The following is a 17,358-nucleotide window of genomic DNA, read 5'->3' as shown; positions in this document are numbered from 1 at the left end:
AGCCGGAGGAAGCCGGTGCGGACTTCTCTTCCTTTTCTTCAGCCTTGGGCTCTTCCTTCTCCGCGGCCTTGTCCTCAGCAGCGGGTGCGGACTCTTCAGCGTCCGCGGACTCGCCTTCTTCACCGATGATGGCGATAACGGAGCCAACCTCAACGGTGTCGTCTTCTTCGGCCTTGATCTCAAGGATCGTGCCCGCGACCGGCGAGGGGATTTCAGTGTCAACCTTGTCGGTGGACACCTCGAGCAACGGCTCGTCGACCTCGACGGTGTCGCCCACGGACTTCAGCCACTGGGTAATAGTGCCTTCAGTTACGGATTCGCCCAGTTCGGGCATCACAACGGACTGCGCCATGAGTTATTTGACTCCTCGAAAGTTGGATAATGATAAATCTGATGCCCAATCCTACCGCGACGCGCGACTTCGCGTGTGTATCTGGTCCTATCTCTTTGCCCCCTTTAGGGCGGGGCACACCGCGCGCCGCCGGTCATGGTGACGTGACCACGATGCGTGTTCGCTCACGGCGTTGCGTTGCTGCGCGCTCAGATGCCGTGGGGTGAGGTGGCGCGGGTAGGATAGGCCACTATGTTCAATATCTTCCGTCGCAACAGCTCGCGCTCCCAGCTGCGCCCGCCGCGCGGGCCGGGGGAGACGATCCGGCAGGCGGATGCCCAGGCGCTCAGCGAGTGGGTGGCAGGCCGCGCCTTCGTCGAAGCGTTCATTGAGCCGGAGACGGTGGTCAACGAGATGTCCGTGGTTGTCGTGGATGAAAACGGTGACTACATTCGGCGGTTTATCGGCGGCCCAAAGGGCATCGACGCGGTGGCGAAGCTGCTGGGCTGCCCCGTGTACGACGTGGAAGAGACCGGCTATCCGCAGCGCATGCGCGACAGCATGGAACGCGAACGGCTGCTGCGCAAGCGCGAGGAACAGCGCTTGCGTCGTGAGCGCTTCGAGCGAGGCCAGAACCCGGATACGGGCGAAGCCGTGCATCGCCCCGACGACCCCGACGACGCGGAGTAATTGCACAACGGGGAACGGCGCCTGCCCCCGGTGAGGGACAGGCGCCGTTGGCGTGGACGGGGAGCTCCGCGCTGAGCGAGTGCTACTTTTTGTCGGCGAGCTCAGTGAGCGCGGCGATGACGGTGCGGACCGGGGCGCCGGTGGCGCGCTTAGTGGTGTAACCGTACGGCGAGCCGCCGTTCCAGGAAGGGCCTGCGACGTCGATGTGGACCCACTCGATGTCCTCGCCGACGAAGCGCTGGAGGTAGGTGCCGGCGAATTCCATGCCGCCCTCGCGCTTCGTGTGGATATTGCGGATATCGGCGACCGGAGACTTGATGGCCTCCTCGTGCTCCTCGAGCAGCGGCATGGCCCAGGCCTTCTCGCCGACCTCGCGGCCGATCTCGGCGACGCGGTCGCGGAAGTCCTCGGAGCCCATGACGCCGGCAGTGCGCTCGCCGAGGGCGACGATCTGGGCGCCGGTGAGCGTGGCGGTTTCGATGAGGTAATCCGGCTTGTCCTCGCTGGCGCGCGCGATGGCGTCGGAGAGGACGAGCCGGCCCTCGGCGTCCGTGTTGAGGACCTCGGAGGTAATGCCGCCGTAGTGCGTGATGACGTCGCCGGGGCGCGTGGCGTTGCCGCCAGGCATGTTCTCTGCGAGCGGCAAGGTGGCGGTGACGTTGACGTTCAAGCCCAGCTTGGCGGCGGCGAAGACCGCGGCGGCCATGGACGCGGAGCCACCCATGTCAGAAATCATGTCCCACATGCCGGCACCCGGCTTGAGCGAGATGCCGCCGGTGTCGAAGGTGATGCCCTTGCCTACGAGCGCGACGTCGCGGGTGGCGCCGGACGGACGGTAGGACAGGCGGACGAGACGCGGTGGGCGGGCGGAGCCGCGGCCCACGGCGAGGATGCCGCCGAAGCCCTGCTCTTCGAGCGCGGACTCGTCGAGCACTTCGACCTCGACGCCACCGGCTGGGCCCTCGGTGGAGCGGGCAGTCTCGGCGAGGTAGTTCGCATAGGACGCCGGGTAGAGCAGGTTAGACGGGGTGTTGACGAGGTTGCGGGCAAAGATCGTGGCCTCGGCGGTAAGACGTGCGCGCTCGAAGTCGGTCGCGGCGGTCTCGTCGGAGGAGACGAAGACGACGGTGGCAGGGCGCTGGGGATCCTCGAGCTCCGAGGAACGCAGGCCGCGGTGGACGTAGCCGCCCAGGGCGATGCCCTCGACAGCGGCGCCGAGCGCGAAGTCGCCGAGAGTCGTGGCGACGGTGCCCACGCCCGCGAGCGCGCGAGCGGCGTTGCCCGCGGCGACGCGGACGGTCTCGTCAGTGAGGTCTTCGGACTCGCCCAGGCCGGCGGCGACGATGGAGCGTGCGCCGGTCGCCTCGGTGATGGCGGACGGCGCTGGCACGCGGGTCACCTCGCCGGACTTGCCGGTGGCACCCACAGCAGACAGCGCGTCGAAGGTGGCGCGGACTGCGTCAGCATCGAGCAGTGCGGAGCCAGGGACTTCCAGGCCGTCGTCGCCGCGGAAGGCGGCGATGAGGAGGGCATCGGCAGCTTTGGGCGCGGCGGTCGCGAGCTCAACGGTGGGGGAAACGCCCAGCAGCGGGCCGTGGGAAGAATCAGTCACGAGAAAGACCTCCAAATGAAACGAGATGAATAGTGCACTGTCTGCCTACTGTAGGCGAAAAAATTTGACGGGGGTGGCCTGTGGAGCGATAGAAAAAGAGTAAGTTAGAGGCCATGACTTTGAAATACAACGTGACGAAGAACCCCACCCCGACCTCCCCGGAGGAACGTGCGAAGATTCTCGAGAACCCGGGCTTTGGTAAGCACTTTACCGACCACATGGTCACCATCGACTGGAACGAGAAGGACGGCTGGCACGACGCTCAGGTGTGCCCGTATGCGCCGTTTAGCATGGACCCGGCTTCCAATGTTTTCCACTACGGCCAGGCCATCTTCGAGGGCATCAAGGCCTACCGCCAGCCGGATGGCACCATTGCCACGTTCCGTCCGGAGGCTAACGCCAACCGCATGGCCAACTCGGCTAAGCGCATGGCTATGCCGGAGCTGCCGGTGGATGAGTTCATCGAGTCCCTGCGCCAGATCACCGAGATCGACAAGGATTGGGTCCCAGCCGTGGGCGGCGAGGCTGCGCTGTACCTGCGTCCGTTCATGATCTCCACCGAGGTTTCCCTGGGCGTGCACCCGGCTGCGACGTACCGTTACATCGTGATTGCGTCCCCGGCGGGCGCGTACTTCACCGGTGGCGTCAATCCGGTCTCCGTATGGCTGTCTACCGACTACGTCCGTGCTGCCCCGGGTGGTACGGGTGCTGCGAAGTTCGCGGGCAACTACGCTGCCTCGCTGCTCGCACAGGCGCAGGCAGCGGAGAAGGGCTGCGACCAGGTGGTCTGGCTCGACGCCATCGACCGCAAGTACATCGAAGAGATGGGCGGCATGAACCTCGCGTTCGTCTACGGCGAGGAAGGTAACCAGACGCTGGTGACTCCGGCGCTGTCCGGTTCGCTGCTGCCGGGTATTACGCGTGACTCGCTGTTGCAGGTCGCCGAAGACATGGGGCTCAAGGTCGAAGAGCGTCGCGTGAGCTACGACGAGTGGCGCGAGGATGCAGAGTCCGGCAAGATGACCGAGGCTTTTGCCTGCGGTACCGCCGCGGTCATCACACCAGTCGGCCACGTCATGGGCGACGGCATCGACTTCAAGGTCAACGGCGGCGAGGCTGGCACGACCACCATGGCGCTGCGCGAGCAGCTCACTGGCATTCAGCACGGTGCGGTCGAAGACACGCACGGTTGGCTGCACACGCTCGTGAAGTAATGAGCGCGTAAAGGAAGGACCCCTCGGGGTCCTTTTATTTTGTCTCCACGGGCTGCGTGCGGAATCTCAGGACAACGAAGGCCCCACAACGTGGCGGTTGTGTGGCCTTCGTTGTCCTGGAATCCGGATGGTCTAGGCGGGGTCTGCGGCGGCCTGGACGGCGGCGACTTCGTCGGCGACGAGCTCGAGGCTGGCCGCGAGGAGCTGGTAGGCGAAGAGCGATCCGAGGCCCTGGCCAGTCGTGGTGAGCGTGTTGAGCAGCGGCGTGAGGCCCAAGTCTTGGAGCGCGAGCGTATGCGCGGGCTCGCGGGAGGTATTCGCGGCGTAGATCCAGCGCCGGGTGCCGGGGGCGAGGCGCTCGGCGAGGACCGCGGCAACCGTCAGGAGCGGCGAGTCGATGAGCAGTGGCGTGCGGCGTGCGGCGGCGCGACCGATGAAACCCGTGAGCGCGGCGAGGGTCGGGCCGCCGGAGACTTGGAGGATTTCCAGCGGGTCGGAGAGGTTGCGCGTCCGGAAGAGCGCGTCGCGCAGGACAGCGACCTTGGTCTTCCACGCCTCGTCCGTGATTCCGGAGCCGGGGCCCACGATGACGACGGGTTCGGTGCCGGTGAGGCGCGCCATGACGACGGCGGCGACGGTCGTGGAACCCACGCCCAGGTCGCCGGGGATGAGGAAATCAGTGCCGGCGTCGACTTCTTCGTCGGCAGCGCGGGCGCCGAGGGCGAGGGCTTCCTCGAGGCCCTCGGGGGTGCAGGCGTTCTCGACGTCGATGGCTGCAGCGGGTGGGCAGTCGACGGTGCGCAGGCCCACGCCCAGGCGACCGGCGAGGACGGCGGCCGGGGAGAGGCCGTCAGCGAGCTGTTGTGCCTGTTGCGCGGTGGCCTCGGGAGCGAAAGCAGAGAGTCCTACCCCGTCGCGCTGGCGAGTGGCGATGCCGTTCTCGCCGACGAAAACCACAAGGCGCGGACGTCGCGGAGCATGCGCGGGAACCTCGCCTTGGCAGGCTGAGAGCCATACAGCGGGAGCATTGACCGTACCCAAGGACACGCCGAGGGGCGTGGAGCCGAGGGCGAGCGCGGTGGCATCGGCAGCCTGGGCGTCAGGGACCGGAACGGACTCGAACTGCGCCATGTGGGCCTACTTGACCTCGGCGCCGCGCTCGACCTGCGGGCGCGGGGTGCGCCACTTGCGCGGCTGGGTGGCGCGGCCGTAGGCGTAAAAGCCCAGGCCGAAGCCGGCCTCGGTGGTGCCAGGGAACTTGAGACGCACCGCGTTATTGACCTTGCGGGCCAGCCACACGCCCTCGACGGCGAAGATGACGATGAAGACCATCGCGATGAGCGTGGAGATATTCGCGAACGTCGGGTTGTACATGCCGATAAAGAGGATGACGAGGAGGACGATCATAAACGGCATGGCCCACTCATTGAGGAAGCGGCGGCTATCGACCCAGTTGCGCACGAAGCGGCGGACCTCGCCCTTATCGCGCGGCAGGAGGTAGCGCTCGTCGCCAGCCTCCATGCGCTTCTGCGCCTCCTTGTTGCGCTTGTTACGCTCCTCGCGCTCCTTGCGCTTGTAGTCCTTCCATTCCTCCTTGGACATGGACTTCTTCAGCTCCTTGCGGTGCTGGTAGCGCTGGGCTTCCGATGCCCCGTTCGGGTCGCGTCGCACGCCGCGCGCGATTTCCTGCTCGTTGCGCTTGGGCGTGGGGCGTCCCTTGGGTGGGGTGTAGCCCTTGCGGGGCTGGTCTGCTCCGGTGGTGTTTTCGCTGCCTTTACTCACGAAATCCAAGACTACAAGGCCGGGGTGAAAGGTGGGAAATGTGGTGGGAATAAGGCAGCTGTCTCGCACGTTGAACCGTTTATTCCAGCGTCTGCCGCTTCCTCGTGGACGCTGGCCCATCCTCCGAGTACGCGTGCCGGCGCTTTAAGGCCGGAAAAATTCGGAGTAAGGTGGGGGACACTTTACGGACCGTATTTTCAAGGAGAAGATAATGACCGCTCCCGTTTCCGAAACTGGCGTCATCCTGACTGAGGCCGCTGCCGCCAAGGCAAAGGCTCTGCTCGAGCAGGAAGGCCGCACCGACTTGTCGCTGCGCATCGCTGTCCAGCCGGGTGGCTGCGCTGGCCTGCGTTACCAGCTCTACTTCGACGACCGCACCCTCGACGGCGACAAGGTCGACAACGTCGACGGCGTCAACCTCGTCGTTGACAAGATGAGCGTCCCATACCTCACCGGCGCCAAGATCGACTTCGCGGACACCATCGAGTCCCAGGGCTTCACCATCGATAACCCGAACGCTGGCGGCTCCTGCGCCTGCGGAGACTCCTTCAACTAAGGCTTCTCGCGCGTCCCTTAAGACGTACAAAAGAACCGCCACTTTCCCTTTAAATCAAGGGAAAGCGGCGGTTTTCTCTTTGCCTTGTAACGCAGACGCTCTACGACTCGTCGCTGTCACCGGTGTCACTGGCGTCGCCGGTGTCCTTGAGTTCGTCAAGCTCGTCGAGGGTGGAAAGCCATACGCGGATATCCGCGCGTACCTTTTCGGCAGTAGGAAGCGGCGGAGTCTGCGTTCCGTTGCCGTCTGTTCGGCTTGTCTCGGCTGCGACATAGACGGTGGACGAGTAGCCAGAAGGAAGGTACTCGTTGGGGCAGTCGAGCCAGTCAACACTGCGGTGGGTCGCGCTGACCGTGGCGCGGAAGTGGTAACCGTCCACGCTCAGCTCGTACGTTTTCCGCTGCAGTGACATGCCGGGGCTCTCCTAGAGCCGGATGGGGTAGTCGCGCTGCTCGATCTGCGGATCGATGCGGTGCTCGACGAAGATGCCGTGCCAGATCATAAACGCCACGACGGTCCAGATGCGGCGCGAGTGATCGGAGACGCCATCGCGGTGCTCCTTGAGCATCTCGAGGACTTCCTTCTTATTGAAGATGTCCTCGGTCTGGGACTCGTTGATGACATCCTGGGCCCAGCCATAGAGTTCATCGCCGGCGAGCCAGTGACGCATGGGCACCGGGAAGCCGAGCTTCTTGCGGTGAAGGACGTGCGCCGGAACGATCTGCTCCATGGCCTTGCGCAGCGCGTACTTCGTGGTGCCGTGTGAAATCTTCATGTCATACGGGATGGTTTCCGCGACCTTGAAGACCTCCTTATCGAGGAAAGGCACGCGCAGCTCGAGCGAGTTCGCCATATTCATCTTGTCAGCCTTGACCAGGATGTCGCCGCGCATCCACGTGAACAGGTCAAGGTGCTGCATGCGGGCGACTGGGTCGAAGCCCTGCGACTGGGCGTAGATGGGTGCCGTGATTTCTTTGTGGTCCCACTCGCGCTTGGCCCACGGGATAACGCGCTGCATCTGCTCAAAGTTAAAGGAGCGTGCGTTGCCATAGTAGCGCTCCTCCATCGTCATGGAACCGCGGTTGAGCAGCGACTTGCCCTTCATGCCCTCGGGCAAGATCTGGGAGAGCTTGCCTAGGCCGCGACGCAGCGGATCCGGGATCTTCTCGAACGGGGCTAGGGAGAGTGGTTCCTTATAAATGGTGTAGCCGCCGAAGAGCTCGTCTGCGCCCTCGCCGGAGAGCACGACCTTGACGTGCTTGCGGGCCTCCTGTGCCACGAAGTAGAGCGGCACGAGCGAGGGGTCTGCAACCGGGTTGTCGAGGTACCACATGATCTTCGGCACGGCGTCCGCGTATTCCTCGGGGGAGACGATTTTGACGATGTGCTCGACACCGATGGCCTCCGCAGACTCTGCAGCAACGTCAACCTCGGAGTAGCCCTCGCGCTCGAAGCCAGTAGTGAAAGTGAGCAGGTTCGGGTTGTGGCGCTTGGCCAGCGCCGCGATGGCCGTGGAGTCGATACCGCCGGAAAGAAAGGAGCCGACGGTGACGTCAGCGCGCATGTGCTTTTCCACGGAATCTTCGAGGGCACGGGCGATGCGGTCGAAGAGCTGCTGCTCTTGGCCAGCCGGCACCTGCTGCACCGGGAACTGGGGCTTGAAGTAGCGAGTGTTGAGGACCTCGCCGCCGGGAGTGAGCGTGACAGTAGAGCCCGACTCGACGCGGCGGATATTCGCATGCAGGGACTCCGGCTCCGGGACGTACTGGAGGTCGACGTAGTGTTCGATGGCGCGCTTATCAAGGCTGAGTCCTAGACCGAGGTCCTCGGCCATCTCCAGGATGCACTTCATCTCGGAGGCAAATACGGTGCCCGCCGGAGTGGTGGCGTAGTAGAGCGGCTTGATGCCGAACTGGTCGCGGGCCGCGAACATGGTCTTCGTTTTGGTGTCCCAAATAACGAAGCCGAACATGCCGCGCAGGTGCTCGACGACGTCAGCACCCCAGTGGTGGTAGCCAACGACGATGGGCTCGCCGTCGCCCTCAGTATTAAAGGTGTAACCCAGTTCCTTGAGTTCTGCACGCAGCTCGACGTAGTTGTATATCTCGCCGTTGAACGTGAGGGCGTAGCGGTTCTCCTCGCCCTCCGGGCCCCAACGCAGCGGCTGGTGCGAGTGCTCAATATCGATGATGGACAGACGGTTGAAGCCGAACGCCGCGTCGTCATCGTGCCAGGTGCCGGCGGCATCGGGGCCGCGGTGATGCATGCAGGGCAGAGCGCGCTCGACTGCGTCGACGTAGTCGCCAGCGTTTCCCGGGGCCGATAGCAGGGCCAAAAGTCCGCACATGTAGTGATTGCTCCTTTAATATGGCGAAAACGAAAATATCTGTCCCACAGCTTACGGCCCCGCGTGCTGAGCCGGTGTTTCAGACGCGCGGAAACGACCCGGTGTACAGGTCGCTGCGGGTCGCGGAGGGGTGGGAGAGGGCCGCCTGAGAACCTTCGAATGCGCAGCGTCCCCTTTAGGGTGCAAACTTTCGGATGGTGTAGTGCGGGCTGCTTTGTGAATTAAGGCACACGGCATACTGGACCTGTGGGGGTGGTGGGGAGAGATTGTCGTGGTCGACCTGTAATATCCCTTCCGGACATACTCCTTATGTGTATATACGAGTTTCCTGTCAGCCTCGAACAGGGCTGATGGGGCCTGTCTATGCACTATCCTGTGTTGATAGGAATGCTCTGGGAGTATTCGAGAAGTTTTGTGTGGACAGAAAGGCAGAACACACGTGGGACAGCGTAAGCAGCGCAACTTCGCCCGTAAGGCGGGCCTAGCTGGCGCAATTGCCCTGGGCGGTTTGGCACTGGCGGCCTGTGATGTACAGGCGCCTTCGGCCGTTGAAAACCTCCTGGGATTTGGTTGGCCGAAGGGCATTACGCCTGAGGCTGAGGGAGTGTACAACTTCTGGATCTGGGTCTGGGTTGTTGCATGGTTCATCGGTTTCGTCATGTGGGGCCTGTTCCTCACTGCAATCTTCCGTTGGAGCGCAAAGCGCGCCAAGAAGGAAGGCAAGGGCGAGTTCCCGAAGCAGTTGCAGTACAACGTGCCGCTCGAGATGGTGCTTACCATCGTCCCGATCCTCATCATCATGGGCCTGTTCTTCTTCACGGTTCAGGCACAGCAGAAGGTTGTCGCCCTTGATAAGGACCCACAGGTAACGGTCGACGTGACGGCTTACCAGTGGAACTGGAAGTTCGGTTATGCCGGCGTCAAGGGTGAGCTTTCCCCGACCGGCTCCGACTATGACGGCACCGACGAGGAGCGCAACAAGCTCGCCGAGGAATCCTCCGTTGACCCGGAGGGTGTGAAGAACCCGAACCCGATTCACGGCAAGTCCATGGGTGACCTTTCCTACCTCAACTACAACGACATCGAGACCGTCGGCACCACCGAAGAGGTTCCGGTTCTGGTTCTCCCGTCGCACACCGCGATTGAGTTCCGTCTCGCTTCCGGTGACGTCTCGCACGCCTTCTGGGTTCCGGAGTTCCTCTTTAAGCGCGACGTGTACGCGCACCCGGAGAACAACCAGCAGGAGCGTCGTTTCCAGATCGAGGAGATCACCAAGGAAGGCGCGTTCGTTGGTCGCTGTGCTGAGATGTGCGGTACCTACCACTCGATGATGAACTTCGAGCTGCGCGTTGTGACCCCAGAGAAGTTCGCGGACTACATGAAGTTCCGCAACGACAACCCGGACGCTCCGAACTCTGAGGCTCTCGCCTCCATCGGTGAGGATCCGTACGCGGTCACCACTCAGCCGTTCAACAGCGTTCGCGACACCAAGACCGGCGACAACTTCGTCGACGAGAACGCCTAAAGGAGAAATACAATGCGCGCAGGTTCTAACGTCTTCTACGCCATCGCGGCATATCTCATCGTCTCCGAGATTGTCTACGTCTTCGGCGTCAACTTCACTCGCGACGACGGCTACCTTTACGGTCCGGAGTGGATCGGTATCGTCGCCATGGCTCTCGCGGCCGTCATGTGTATCATGCTCGCCGTCTACCTTCAGTTCACCGATAACCGCACGGACGTTTCTCCGAGCGATTGGGAAGAGGCTGAAACTGAAGACGGCGCTGGCATCCTCGGCTTCTTCTCGCCGGGCTCCATCTACCCGTTTGCAATGACCATGTCTATCGCCGTTATGGGTCTGGGCATCATCTTCCTGTACTTCTGGATGATTGCTCTCGGCGCCGCCATGCTGGTGTACTTCACCTTCCGTCTGTCGCTGCAGTACGGCATCCCGAAGGAGAAGCACTAAGCTTCCTCGGATGGCCGCCGGCCGCCACGGCCCGCGACTGTCCCCGCCCCACACTTCTCGTGCCCCTGTGCGTAGCTTCCCGCTACGTACAGGGGCATTTGGCGATCGTCGGACCTGACACAAAATAGTTCCCTGGAGTTCCATGATTTTTGCGAAGCCGGGAAATTTGCGCATAGTTTGCGGGCCTAGGGGGAGTTGCTCGCGTGCGCCAGCGACTGTGCTTGGAAAGAAAACTGCACGTGAAGGCCATTTTGAACCGGGGGTCAACCGAAAGTTGCAACCCTGGGAAAAACGCGCCGACATGTAAGTGATTTATCTCTCAGCGAAACTCTGGAAATATTCGTGTATTTCGTTTCAATGTGAACCAGCGGCCAGCTATTAAAACTGGCGGTAGGGGGGATGCCTCCTTTTTGGGCGCTTCTACCTGCAGAGATGCGGCGTCGTATGGGAGCGGAAAAAGTTCCCAACTATTTTTCGACGTTTTTAAGTCGCGAACGGCTGGAAGAAACCTGGCTAAAACCTTGGACGAGCCGGAAAGAAGTGGGGGGTCTCGGGTGACTTATGCCTGTTAAAAGGTCATAATTGACTGCGTGACGAGCACAGTTTCAAATCAAGGTATGACAGCACCACGTGTTGCTGCGCTGAACCGACCGAACATGGTCAGCGTTGGCACCATCGTGTTCCTGTCTCAGGAATTAATGTTCTTCGCCGGACTGTTTGCGATGTGGTTTACTTCGCGAGCTAATGGTCAGGACGGCGACTGGGCGCACTGGACCGAGCACATCAACGTACCGATGGGCTTTGTCATCACTGCGGTCCTGGTCTTGTCTTCCGTGACCTCGCAATTCGGCGTCTTCGCAGCTGAAAGGGGTGACGTATACAAGCTTCGACTGTGGTACTCCGCGACGATCGCACTGGCTGTGGTCTTCATTGGCATCCTCGCCTATGAGTGGACCCACCTGATCATCCACGGCGTGACCATTCAGTCCAGCGTCTTCGGATCGGTCTTCTACATCCTGACCGGTTTCCACGCGGCGCACGTGACGGCAGGCCTTCTGGCCTTCATCGCGATTCTGCTCCGTACGGCTAAGTCGAAGTTCACGCCGGCACAGGCAACCGCCGCAATGGCAGTGTCCTACTACTGGCACTTCGTTGACGTCGTGTGGATCGGCGTCTTCGTCGTTATCTACATCATTCAGTAGGCCGTAGGACACCGAGACAACAATCGGTCCACCGCCATTCATTTCCGAACTCCAGTAACTCAAAGGAAAATGATGGATACCAATCCAATGAACGCCGCACAGGCAGCAGGGGAGACCCCTGATACTGCTGCGGCAACAAAGACGCGTCGCGGCCGCAAGGTCAAGCGCACGCTCGCGGGTGCCTTTGCCCTCACCATCGGTCTTACCGGTGCTGGCGTCCTGGCCTCCGCCCTCTCTCCCGACGCTCAGGTGGCGACGGCGCAGAAGGATGACGCTGCCCTCGTGCAAGAAGGCAAGGACATCTACGACACCGCCTGCATCACCTGCCACGGTGCGAACCTCCAGGGCATCCAGGACCGCGGTCCTTCCCTGGTGGGTATCGGTGCCGGCTCCGTATACTTCCAGGTGCACTCTGGCCGCATGCCGATGATGTCGAACGACGCCCAAGCTGAGCGCAAGACCCCGCGCTACACCGAGCAGCAGACGCTCGCGCTTGCCGCATTCGTCGCTGCCAACGGTGGCGGCCCGGACATCGTGTACAACGAGGACGGCTCCGTCGCACAGGAGTCGCTCCGCGGCGCCAACTACGACGGCAACATCCAGGCAGAAGATGTCGCGAAGGGCTCCGAGCTCTTCCGTATGAACTGCGCATCGTGCCACAACTTCACCGGCCAGGGCGGCGCACTGTCCTCCGGTAAGTACGCACCGCCGCTGGCTCCTGCTTCCGAGCAGGAGATCTACCAGGCGATGCTCACCGGCCCGCAGAACATGCCGAAGTTCTCTGACCGCCAGCTCACTGCTGACGAGAAGAAGGACATCATCGCTTACATCAAGTCCGCGAAGGAGACCCCGTCTCCGGCTGGTTGGGACCTGGGCGGACTTGGCCCGGTCTCTGAAGGCCTTGCAATGTGGATCATCGGCATCACCGCACTGTGTGCTGCCGCTATGTGGATTGGATCGCGCCACTAATGAGCAACGTAAACAAGAACTACACCGAAGCCGAGCTCAAGAACATGTCTGATGCTGAGCTCACCGCCCTGGGTGCTGAGATGGACGGCGTCACCGTGGCGTTCCGCAAGGAGCGTTTCCCGGTCGCTGGCGATCCTGCAGAAAAGCGCGCTGCCGTCAACGTCGGCGTGTGGGCTGCACTGGCCATCGTTATGGGTCTGGCATTCCTTGCCATTTACCTGTTCTGGCCGTGGCACTACAAGTCCCTCGGCGAAGAGGGCCTTGCATGGCACACCCTGTACACCCCGCTGCTGGGTCTTACGTCTGGCCTGTCCATCCTCTCGCTGGGCATCGCCATCGTGCAGTACGTCAAGCGCATTCTGCCGGAGGAAATTTCCGTGCAGCGTCGCCACGACGGTCCGTCGGACGAGATTGATCGCCGCACGCTGACCGCGCTCCTCAACGACTCGTGGAAGACCTCCACCCTTGGTCGCCGCAAGACCCTCCAGGGCCTGCTCGGCGGTGCCGCCGTTCTCTTCGGTCTCACCGTCGTTGCCCCGCTGGGTGGCGCCATCAAGAACCCGTGGAAGGTTCGCCACGAGCTCAACTACGCCGGCGACGGCACGATGTGGACCTCCGGTTGGACGCTGCATGAGAAGGGCGTCAAGCTCTACCTCGCACGCGATACCGGCACGATCGCCGAGCAGCACGAAGGCGAGTCCGGCACGCACTACACGACGCAGGGTGTTACTCGCCTCGTCCGCGTGCGCCCAGAGGACCTGGCCGCCGGCGGCATGGAGACTGTCTTCCCGCTCGCAGAGTCCGACGTCAACGACGGCGATCTCTACGATCCGCAGAAGGATGTCTACGAGAACCACATGCACTCCATCCACGGCAACCGCAACGCGGTCATGCTCATCCGTCTGCGTAACTCTGACGCGCAGAAGGTCATTGAGCGTGAGGGCCAGGAGGACTTCCACTACGGCGATTACTACGCCTTCTCTAAGATTTGTACCCACATTGGTTGCCCGACCTCGCTGTACGAGGCTCAGACCAACCGTATTCTCTGCCCGTGCCACCAGTCGCAGTTCGACGCTCTGCAGTACGGAAAGCCGGTCTTCGGCCCGGCCGCCCGTGCGCTGCCGCAGCTGCCGGTCACGATTGATGAGGACGGCTACCTGGTCGCCAAGGGCAACTTCATTGAGCCTGTCGGCCCGGCATACTGGGAGCGTAAGTCATAATGAGCAATAAACTCGCAAAGATTGGCAACAACGTTGACAGCCGTTTCACGCTGTCCGGTGCGGTTCGCCCGCAGTTGAACAAGGTTTTCCCGACCCACTGGTCCTTCATGCTCGGTGAGATGGCGCTCTACAGCTTCATCATCCTGCTGCTGACTGGTATCTACCTGGCCCTCTTCTTCGACCCGTCGATTACGAAGGTCATCTACGACGGCACCTACGCACCGCTCAACGGTGTCGAGATGTCTTCCGCATACGCATCCGCCCTGGACCTCTCCTTCGAGGTTCGCGGTGGCCTCTTTGTCCGCCAGATGCACCACTGGGCAGCCCTGCTGTTCATGATGTCCATGGTCGCGCACATGCTGCGTATCTTCTTCACGGGTGCGTTCCGCCGCCCGCGTGAGGCTAACTGGATCATCGGTTGCACGCTTATCCTCCTGGGCATGGTCGAGGGCTTCCTCGGCTACTCCCTCCCGGATGACCTGCTCTCCGGTGTCGGCCTCCGTATTATGTCGGCCATCATCCTGACCATCCCGGTCATCGGTACCTGGCTGCACTGGGCCATCTTCGATGGTGACTTCCCGTCCGACCTCATGCTGGATCGTTTCTACATCCTCCACGTGCTGGTTATCCCGGGCATCATCCTCGCCCTCATCGCTGCTCACGTTCTCATCGTCTGGTTCCAGAAGCACACGCAGTTCCCGGGACCGGGCCGCGCAGAGAACAACGTTGTCGGCGTCCGTATTATGCCGGTCTTCGCTACGAAGGCTATCGGCATGGGCCTCATGGTCGCTGGCGTGCTGGCGCTCATGTCGGGTCTGCTCACCATCAACGCCATCTGGCTGCTGGGCCCGTACAACCCGTCGCAGGTCTCCGCTGGTTCCCAGCCTGATATCTACATGCTGTGGACTGACGGTCTCGCCCGTGTCATGCCGGCGTGGGAGCTCTACCTCGGTAAGTACACCATCCCGGGTGCATTCTGGGTCGTCGTGGTCGCCATGATCATGGTTATCCTGCTTATCGCTTACCCGTTCATCGAGAAGAAGATGACTGGCGACGACGCTCACCACAACCTGCTGCAGCGTCCGCGCGACGTGCCGGTGCGTTCCGGCCTCGGCGCGATGGCTATCTCCTTCTTCGTTCTGGTTACCATTTCCGGTGGTAACGACCACGTGGCTCACTTCTTCCAGATTTCGCTGAACGCGATGACCTGGGTTGGTCGAATCGGTCTCATCGTGGTTCCGCCGATTGCTTACTTCCTTACGTACAAGATCTGCGTTGGTCTCCAGCGCTCCGACCGTGAGGTTCTCGAGCACGGTATCGAGACCGGTGTTCTGAAGCAGCTGCCGAACGGTGCCTTCATCGAGGTTCACCAGCCGCTCGGCCCGGTCGACGAGCACGGCCACCCGGTTCCGCTTGAGTACGCCGGTGCGTACGTCCCGAAGCAGCTCAACCACCTTGGTCTGGCTGACTCCGAGACCCAGGGTATCTTTGCCCCGGACGACGAGGGCCTGATGCGCAAGGTTCACGAAATCCACGCAGAGAACGCCGCCGAGGAGGCGGACATGTACCGCGCCCTCAACGAGGCCAATCGCCGCGACGACGAAGAAAACGGCCGCATCTAGCGCCTTCCTTCCTTCGAAACTGTCACCAACCCGCCACAGCCTGGAGCAGGCTGCGGCGGGTTCGTCAGTTTTTCACTCCCTATATATAAGGAAGCGCCCAAGCGCGGAATACTGCGAGATGAAGCCAATAGAAGCGGGAGAGGGGCCCTGAGACGTGGACAGGGGCTGCCACCGCAGACATGAATCACTCGGCGTTCGAGAGTCACCGTTACGCACGTGAATCGGGGTGCGTGCATGGGGTGTGTGGGCGACGCTCACGGTGAAGCCGCGCGGCAACCGTAGCTGAGTCTGCCGGTAGGCCGCTGCGCTTCGCAGCAGGGATTCGTGGGGTGCCTCAGGGCGCCGGTCTTGAGAGACCTTCAGGCGCCCATATGACTGCGTCTTAGAGCCGGCGGCAACGGGCAACGCTACAAGCCGTGGCGGCAGCCTACACGCAGGCGTGGCTGCCGCCTGTGAGCCGACGCAAACGGGGGAGTGCATCGGAATCCCCACGGTGCTGACACAACGAGGGGTGCGGCGCCGCATTCGGGGTCACGATGCGACCAAAACCCGGTAACAGACGCTGTGCACCATGTGCTGTGTGGGGTAAATGCGCCCAATGTTACATGCATGTGACGAAGGTCACGATAGCACTTTGTTTGCGTAGATTTTAGGGTTTAATGCAGAACTTAATAGTTTGTTAAGTTCGGAAATGGTGCAGGTTGTGCAACTGTTTTGGAGTGCTATTGCGCTCGACATTCGGATTAAACCCTGAGAAACCGCAGTTTGATAACGGGACGATAACGGCCTTGTAACGAGCGGATAGTGGCGTTGCGGCTAGACAATTCTCGTAATGGTTTCGTAACCTTATCGAGACATTGCAGCGCTCCTCATGAGTGCTCAATCGAAAAATGAACACTAGCGCCGTATCTGGCCCACTCTCGACAGGGTGAGCCGAGCGGAGGCGCGGGATACAGGAACGCCCGCGCCAACGAACGTTAGGCCCTCACTGGGCCAGAGCTTCCACGCTTCCACATCATCACAGTCCACCGTCACGGTGGCCGGGTGGAACGCGGCCGAAGACGGGACTCGTAGAAGACGAGAAACGCTTTGGCCCGCCGCGGAGGTAGGCGCGACTGAAGATTTGGAGATTTATTCGTGGCTAAGCACCGTCGTCAGGGCACTAACACCACCCGCCGTATCGCGGGCACCGCAGCTCTCGCTGCAACCGCAACCGTGGCGGTTCCGGGTGTTGCCCAGGCAGCCGAGGTTGTCATTCCGAACACCAACTACTCGGTGAACGTCAATGGCATCGAGAACATCCCGGGTATCAAGGATGTCCCGAACATCGGCCAGTACGTGCCGTCCTTCAACCAGGTTCAGGCGCAGGCCAAGACCTACAACGCAACGGCTACTGTCCCGCAGACTGCCGCTGCTCCGGCTCCGGCCCCGCAGCAGTCCACCGGTGACAAGGTCGTCGCCGCTGCCCGCAGCGCCATCGGTTCCCCGTACGGCTGGGGCTCCGCCGGCCCGAGCAGCTTCGACTGCTCTGGTCTGACCTCCTGGGCTTACGCACAGGCTGGTAAGTCCATCCCGCGTACCTCCCAGGCACAGGCTGCCCAGGGCCAGCAGGTGTCCATGTCGGACATCCAGCCGGGCGACATTGTTGTGTACTACGGTGGCGCATCCCACGTCGCCATCTACGCCGGTAACGGCGTCATGATTGACTCGCTCAATTCCGGCACCACCGTGGCCGAGCGTCCGCTCAACTACATGCCGATCCACTCCATCGTGCGTTTCTAGTCTGCACGCCGGTCTCGGCTTACCCCGTCTCGACCCTTGTCGAGATGGGGTTTTTCCTTTTT

The 17,358-nt window shown here is 61.9% G+C and carries 16 protein-coding genes; 10 read left to right on the top strand and 6 right to left on the bottom strand.

The features are described from left to right. On the bottom strand, window positions 1–352 hold a 352-nt coding region (locus HMPREF3227_RS07905; protein ID WP_304438318.1), incomplete at its 3' end, for a biotin/lipoyl-containing protein. A 231-nt stretch (window positions 353–583) separates the two neighbouring features. Here HMPREF3227_RS07905 and HMPREF3227_RS07900 point away from each other — a divergent pair. Beyond that, entirely contained in the window at window positions 584–1,021 is a 438-nt protein-coding gene (locus tag HMPREF3227_RS07900) for an oxidoreductase (protein ID WP_066511927.1), read from the top strand. 82 nt (window positions 1,022–1,103) lie between these two features. On the opposite strand, the gene HMPREF3227_RS07895 is transcribed toward HMPREF3227_RS07900, so the two are convergent. Next, on the bottom strand, window positions 1,104–2,633 hold the full coding sequence (locus HMPREF3227_RS07895; protein ID WP_066511940.1) for a leucyl aminopeptidase: 1,530 nt from the start codon (window positions 2,631–2,633) through the stop codon (window positions 1,104–1,106). A 113-nt stretch (window positions 2,634–2,746) separates the two neighbouring features. Here HMPREF3227_RS07895 and HMPREF3227_RS07890 point away from each other — a divergent pair, with 113 nt between their 5' ends. After that, the gene (locus HMPREF3227_RS07890; protein ID WP_066511925.1) at window positions 2,747–3,847 is read left to right on the top strand and encodes a branched-chain amino acid aminotransferase; all 1,101 of its coding nucleotides are present in this window, start codon (window positions 2,747–2,749) and stop codon (window positions 3,845–3,847) included. 132 nt (window positions 3,848–3,979) lie between these two features. On the opposite strand, the gene HMPREF3227_RS07885 is transcribed toward HMPREF3227_RS07890, so the two are convergent. Continuing rightward, entirely contained in the window at window positions 3,980–4,978 is a 999-nt protein-coding gene (locus HMPREF3227_RS07885) for a nicotinate-nucleotide--dimethylbenzimidazole phosphoribosyltransferase (protein ID WP_066511922.1), read from the bottom strand. A 6-nt stretch (window positions 4,979–4,984) separates the two neighbouring features. Continuing rightward, window positions 4,985–5,629, bottom strand: coding sequence for a DUF3043 domain-containing protein (locus HMPREF3227_RS07880; protein ID WP_231732337.1), 645 nt, complete (start codon window positions 5,627–5,629; stop codon window positions 4,985–4,987). 211 nt (window positions 5,630–5,840) lie between these two features. Between HMPREF3227_RS07880 and HMPREF3227_RS07875 the strand changes: the two genes are divergently transcribed. Next, window positions 5,841–6,185, top strand: coding sequence for a HesB/IscA family protein (locus HMPREF3227_RS07875; protein ID WP_066491972.1), 345 nt, complete (start codon window positions 5,841–5,843; stop codon window positions 6,183–6,185). A gap of 100 nt (window positions 6,186–6,285) precedes the next feature. Here the strand turns inward: HMPREF3227_RS07875 and HMPREF3227_RS07870 are convergent, their stop codons facing one another. Next, complete coding sequence (locus HMPREF3227_RS07870; RefSeq protein WP_066511914.1) at window positions 6,286–6,597, bottom strand: hypothetical protein; 312 nt, start codon at window positions 6,595–6,597, stop codon at window positions 6,286–6,288. A 12-nt stretch (window positions 6,598–6,609) separates the two neighbouring features. After that, the gene (asnB, locus tag HMPREF3227_RS07865; protein WP_066511909.1) at window positions 6,610–8,532 is read right to left on the bottom strand and encodes an asparagine synthase (glutamine-hydrolyzing); all 1,923 of its coding nucleotides are present in this window, start codon (window positions 8,530–8,532) and stop codon (window positions 6,610–6,612) included. 439 nt (window positions 8,533–8,971) lie between these two features. Between asnB and HMPREF3227_RS07860 the strand changes: the two genes are divergently transcribed. From HMPREF3227_RS07860 to HMPREF3227_RS07830, 7 genes are all read left to right on the top strand, one after another. Continuing rightward, window positions 8,972–10,057 carry an aa3-type cytochrome oxidase subunit II gene (locus HMPREF3227_RS07860; protein ID WP_066511907.1) on the top strand — a complete coding sequence of 362 codons (1,086 nt, stop codon included), beginning with the start codon at window positions 8,972–8,974 and terminating at the stop codon, window positions 10,055–10,057. A gap of 12 nt (window positions 10,058–10,069) precedes the next feature. Then, window positions 10,070–10,501: an aa3-type cytochrome oxidase subunit IV gene (locus HMPREF3227_RS07855; RefSeq protein WP_066511902.1), complete on the top strand. Its 432-nt coding sequence runs from the start codon at window positions 10,070–10,072 to the stop codon at window positions 10,499–10,501. A 617-nt stretch (window positions 10,502–11,118) separates the two neighbouring features. Then, window positions 11,119–11,703: an aa3-type cytochrome oxidase subunit III gene (locus HMPREF3227_RS07850; protein ID WP_196131214.1), complete on the top strand. Its 585-nt coding sequence runs from the start codon at window positions 11,119–11,121 to the stop codon at window positions 11,701–11,703. A 69-nt stretch (window positions 11,704–11,772) separates the two neighbouring features. Further along, window positions 11,773–12,672, top strand: a complete 900-nt coding sequence (locus HMPREF3227_RS07845) for a cytochrome bc1 complex diheme cytochrome c subunit (protein WP_066491982.1) — start codon at window positions 11,773–11,775, stop codon at window positions 12,670–12,672. Beyond that, window positions 12,672–13,892, top strand: a complete 1,221-nt coding sequence (locus HMPREF3227_RS07840) for a cytochrome bc1 complex Rieske iron-sulfur subunit (protein ID WP_066491985.1) — start codon at window positions 12,672–12,674, stop codon at window positions 13,890–13,892. Before HMPREF3227_RS07845 ends, HMPREF3227_RS07840 begins: the two co-directional genes overlap by 1 nt. Continuing rightward, complete coding sequence (locus tag HMPREF3227_RS07835; RefSeq protein ID WP_066511899.1) at window positions 13,892–15,514, top strand: cytochrome bc1 complex cytochrome b subunit; 1,623 nt, start codon at window positions 13,892–13,894, stop codon at window positions 15,512–15,514. Before HMPREF3227_RS07840 ends, HMPREF3227_RS07835 begins: the two co-directional genes overlap by 1 nt. A 1,137-nt stretch (window positions 15,515–16,651) precedes the next feature. Further along, window positions 16,652–17,296, top strand: a complete 645-nt coding sequence (locus HMPREF3227_RS07830; RefSeq protein ID WP_066492001.1) for a C40 family peptidase — start codon at window positions 16,652–16,654, stop codon at window positions 17,294–17,296. Window positions 17,297–17,358 lie beyond the last annotated feature (62 nt).

It is taken from the genome of Corynebacterium sp. CMW7794 (assembly GCF_001563605.1).
Taxonomy (GTDB): Bacteria; Actinomycetota; Actinomycetes; order Mycobacteriales; family Mycobacteriaceae; genus Corynebacterium; species Corynebacterium phoceense.
This window is presented reverse-complemented; position numbering and strand designations above follow the sequence as displayed.

What these genes read in the sequence shown, in the direction of transcription:
- HMPREF3227_RS07885 (WP_066511922.1), bottom strand. Translation starts at nt 4,978, where the DNA reads ATGGCGCAGTTCGAGTCCGTTCCGGTCCCTGACGCCCAGGCTGCCGAT.
- HMPREF3227_RS07890 (WP_066511925.1), top strand. Translation starts at nt 2,747, where the DNA reads ATGACTTTGAAATACAACGTGACGAAGAACCCCACCCCGACCTCCCCG.
- HMPREF3227_RS07845 (WP_066491982.1), top strand. Translation starts at nt 11,773, where the DNA reads ATGATGGATACCAATCCAATGAACGCCGCACAGGCAGCAGGGGAGACC.
- asnB (WP_066511909.1), bottom strand. Translation starts at nt 8,532, where the DNA reads ATGTGCGGACTTTTGGCCCTGCTATCGGCCCCGGGAAACGCTGGCGAC.
- HMPREF3227_RS07875 (WP_066491972.1), top strand. Translation starts at nt 5,841, where the DNA reads ATGACCGCTCCCGTTTCCGAAACTGGCGTCATCCTGACTGAGGCCGCT.
- HMPREF3227_RS07835 (WP_066511899.1), top strand. Translation starts at nt 13,892, where the DNA reads ATGAGCAATAAACTCGCAAAGATTGGCAACAACGTTGACAGCCGTTTC.
- HMPREF3227_RS07840 (WP_066491985.1), top strand. Translation starts at nt 12,672, where the DNA reads ATGAGCAACGTAAACAAGAACTACACCGAAGCCGAGCTCAAGAACATG.
- HMPREF3227_RS07870 (WP_066511914.1), bottom strand. Translation starts at nt 6,597, where the DNA reads ATGTCACTGCAGCGGAAAACGTACGAGCTGAGCGTGGACGGTTACCAC.
- HMPREF3227_RS07850 (WP_196131214.1), top strand. Translation starts at nt 11,119, where the DNA reads ATGACAGCACCACGTGTTGCTGCGCTGAACCGACCGAACATGGTCAGC.
- HMPREF3227_RS07855 (WP_066511902.1), top strand. Translation starts at nt 10,070, where the DNA reads ATGCGCGCAGGTTCTAACGTCTTCTACGCCATCGCGGCATATCTCATC.
- HMPREF3227_RS07900 (WP_066511927.1), top strand. Translation starts at nt 584, where the DNA reads ATGTTCAATATCTTCCGTCGCAACAGCTCGCGCTCCCAGCTGCGCCCG.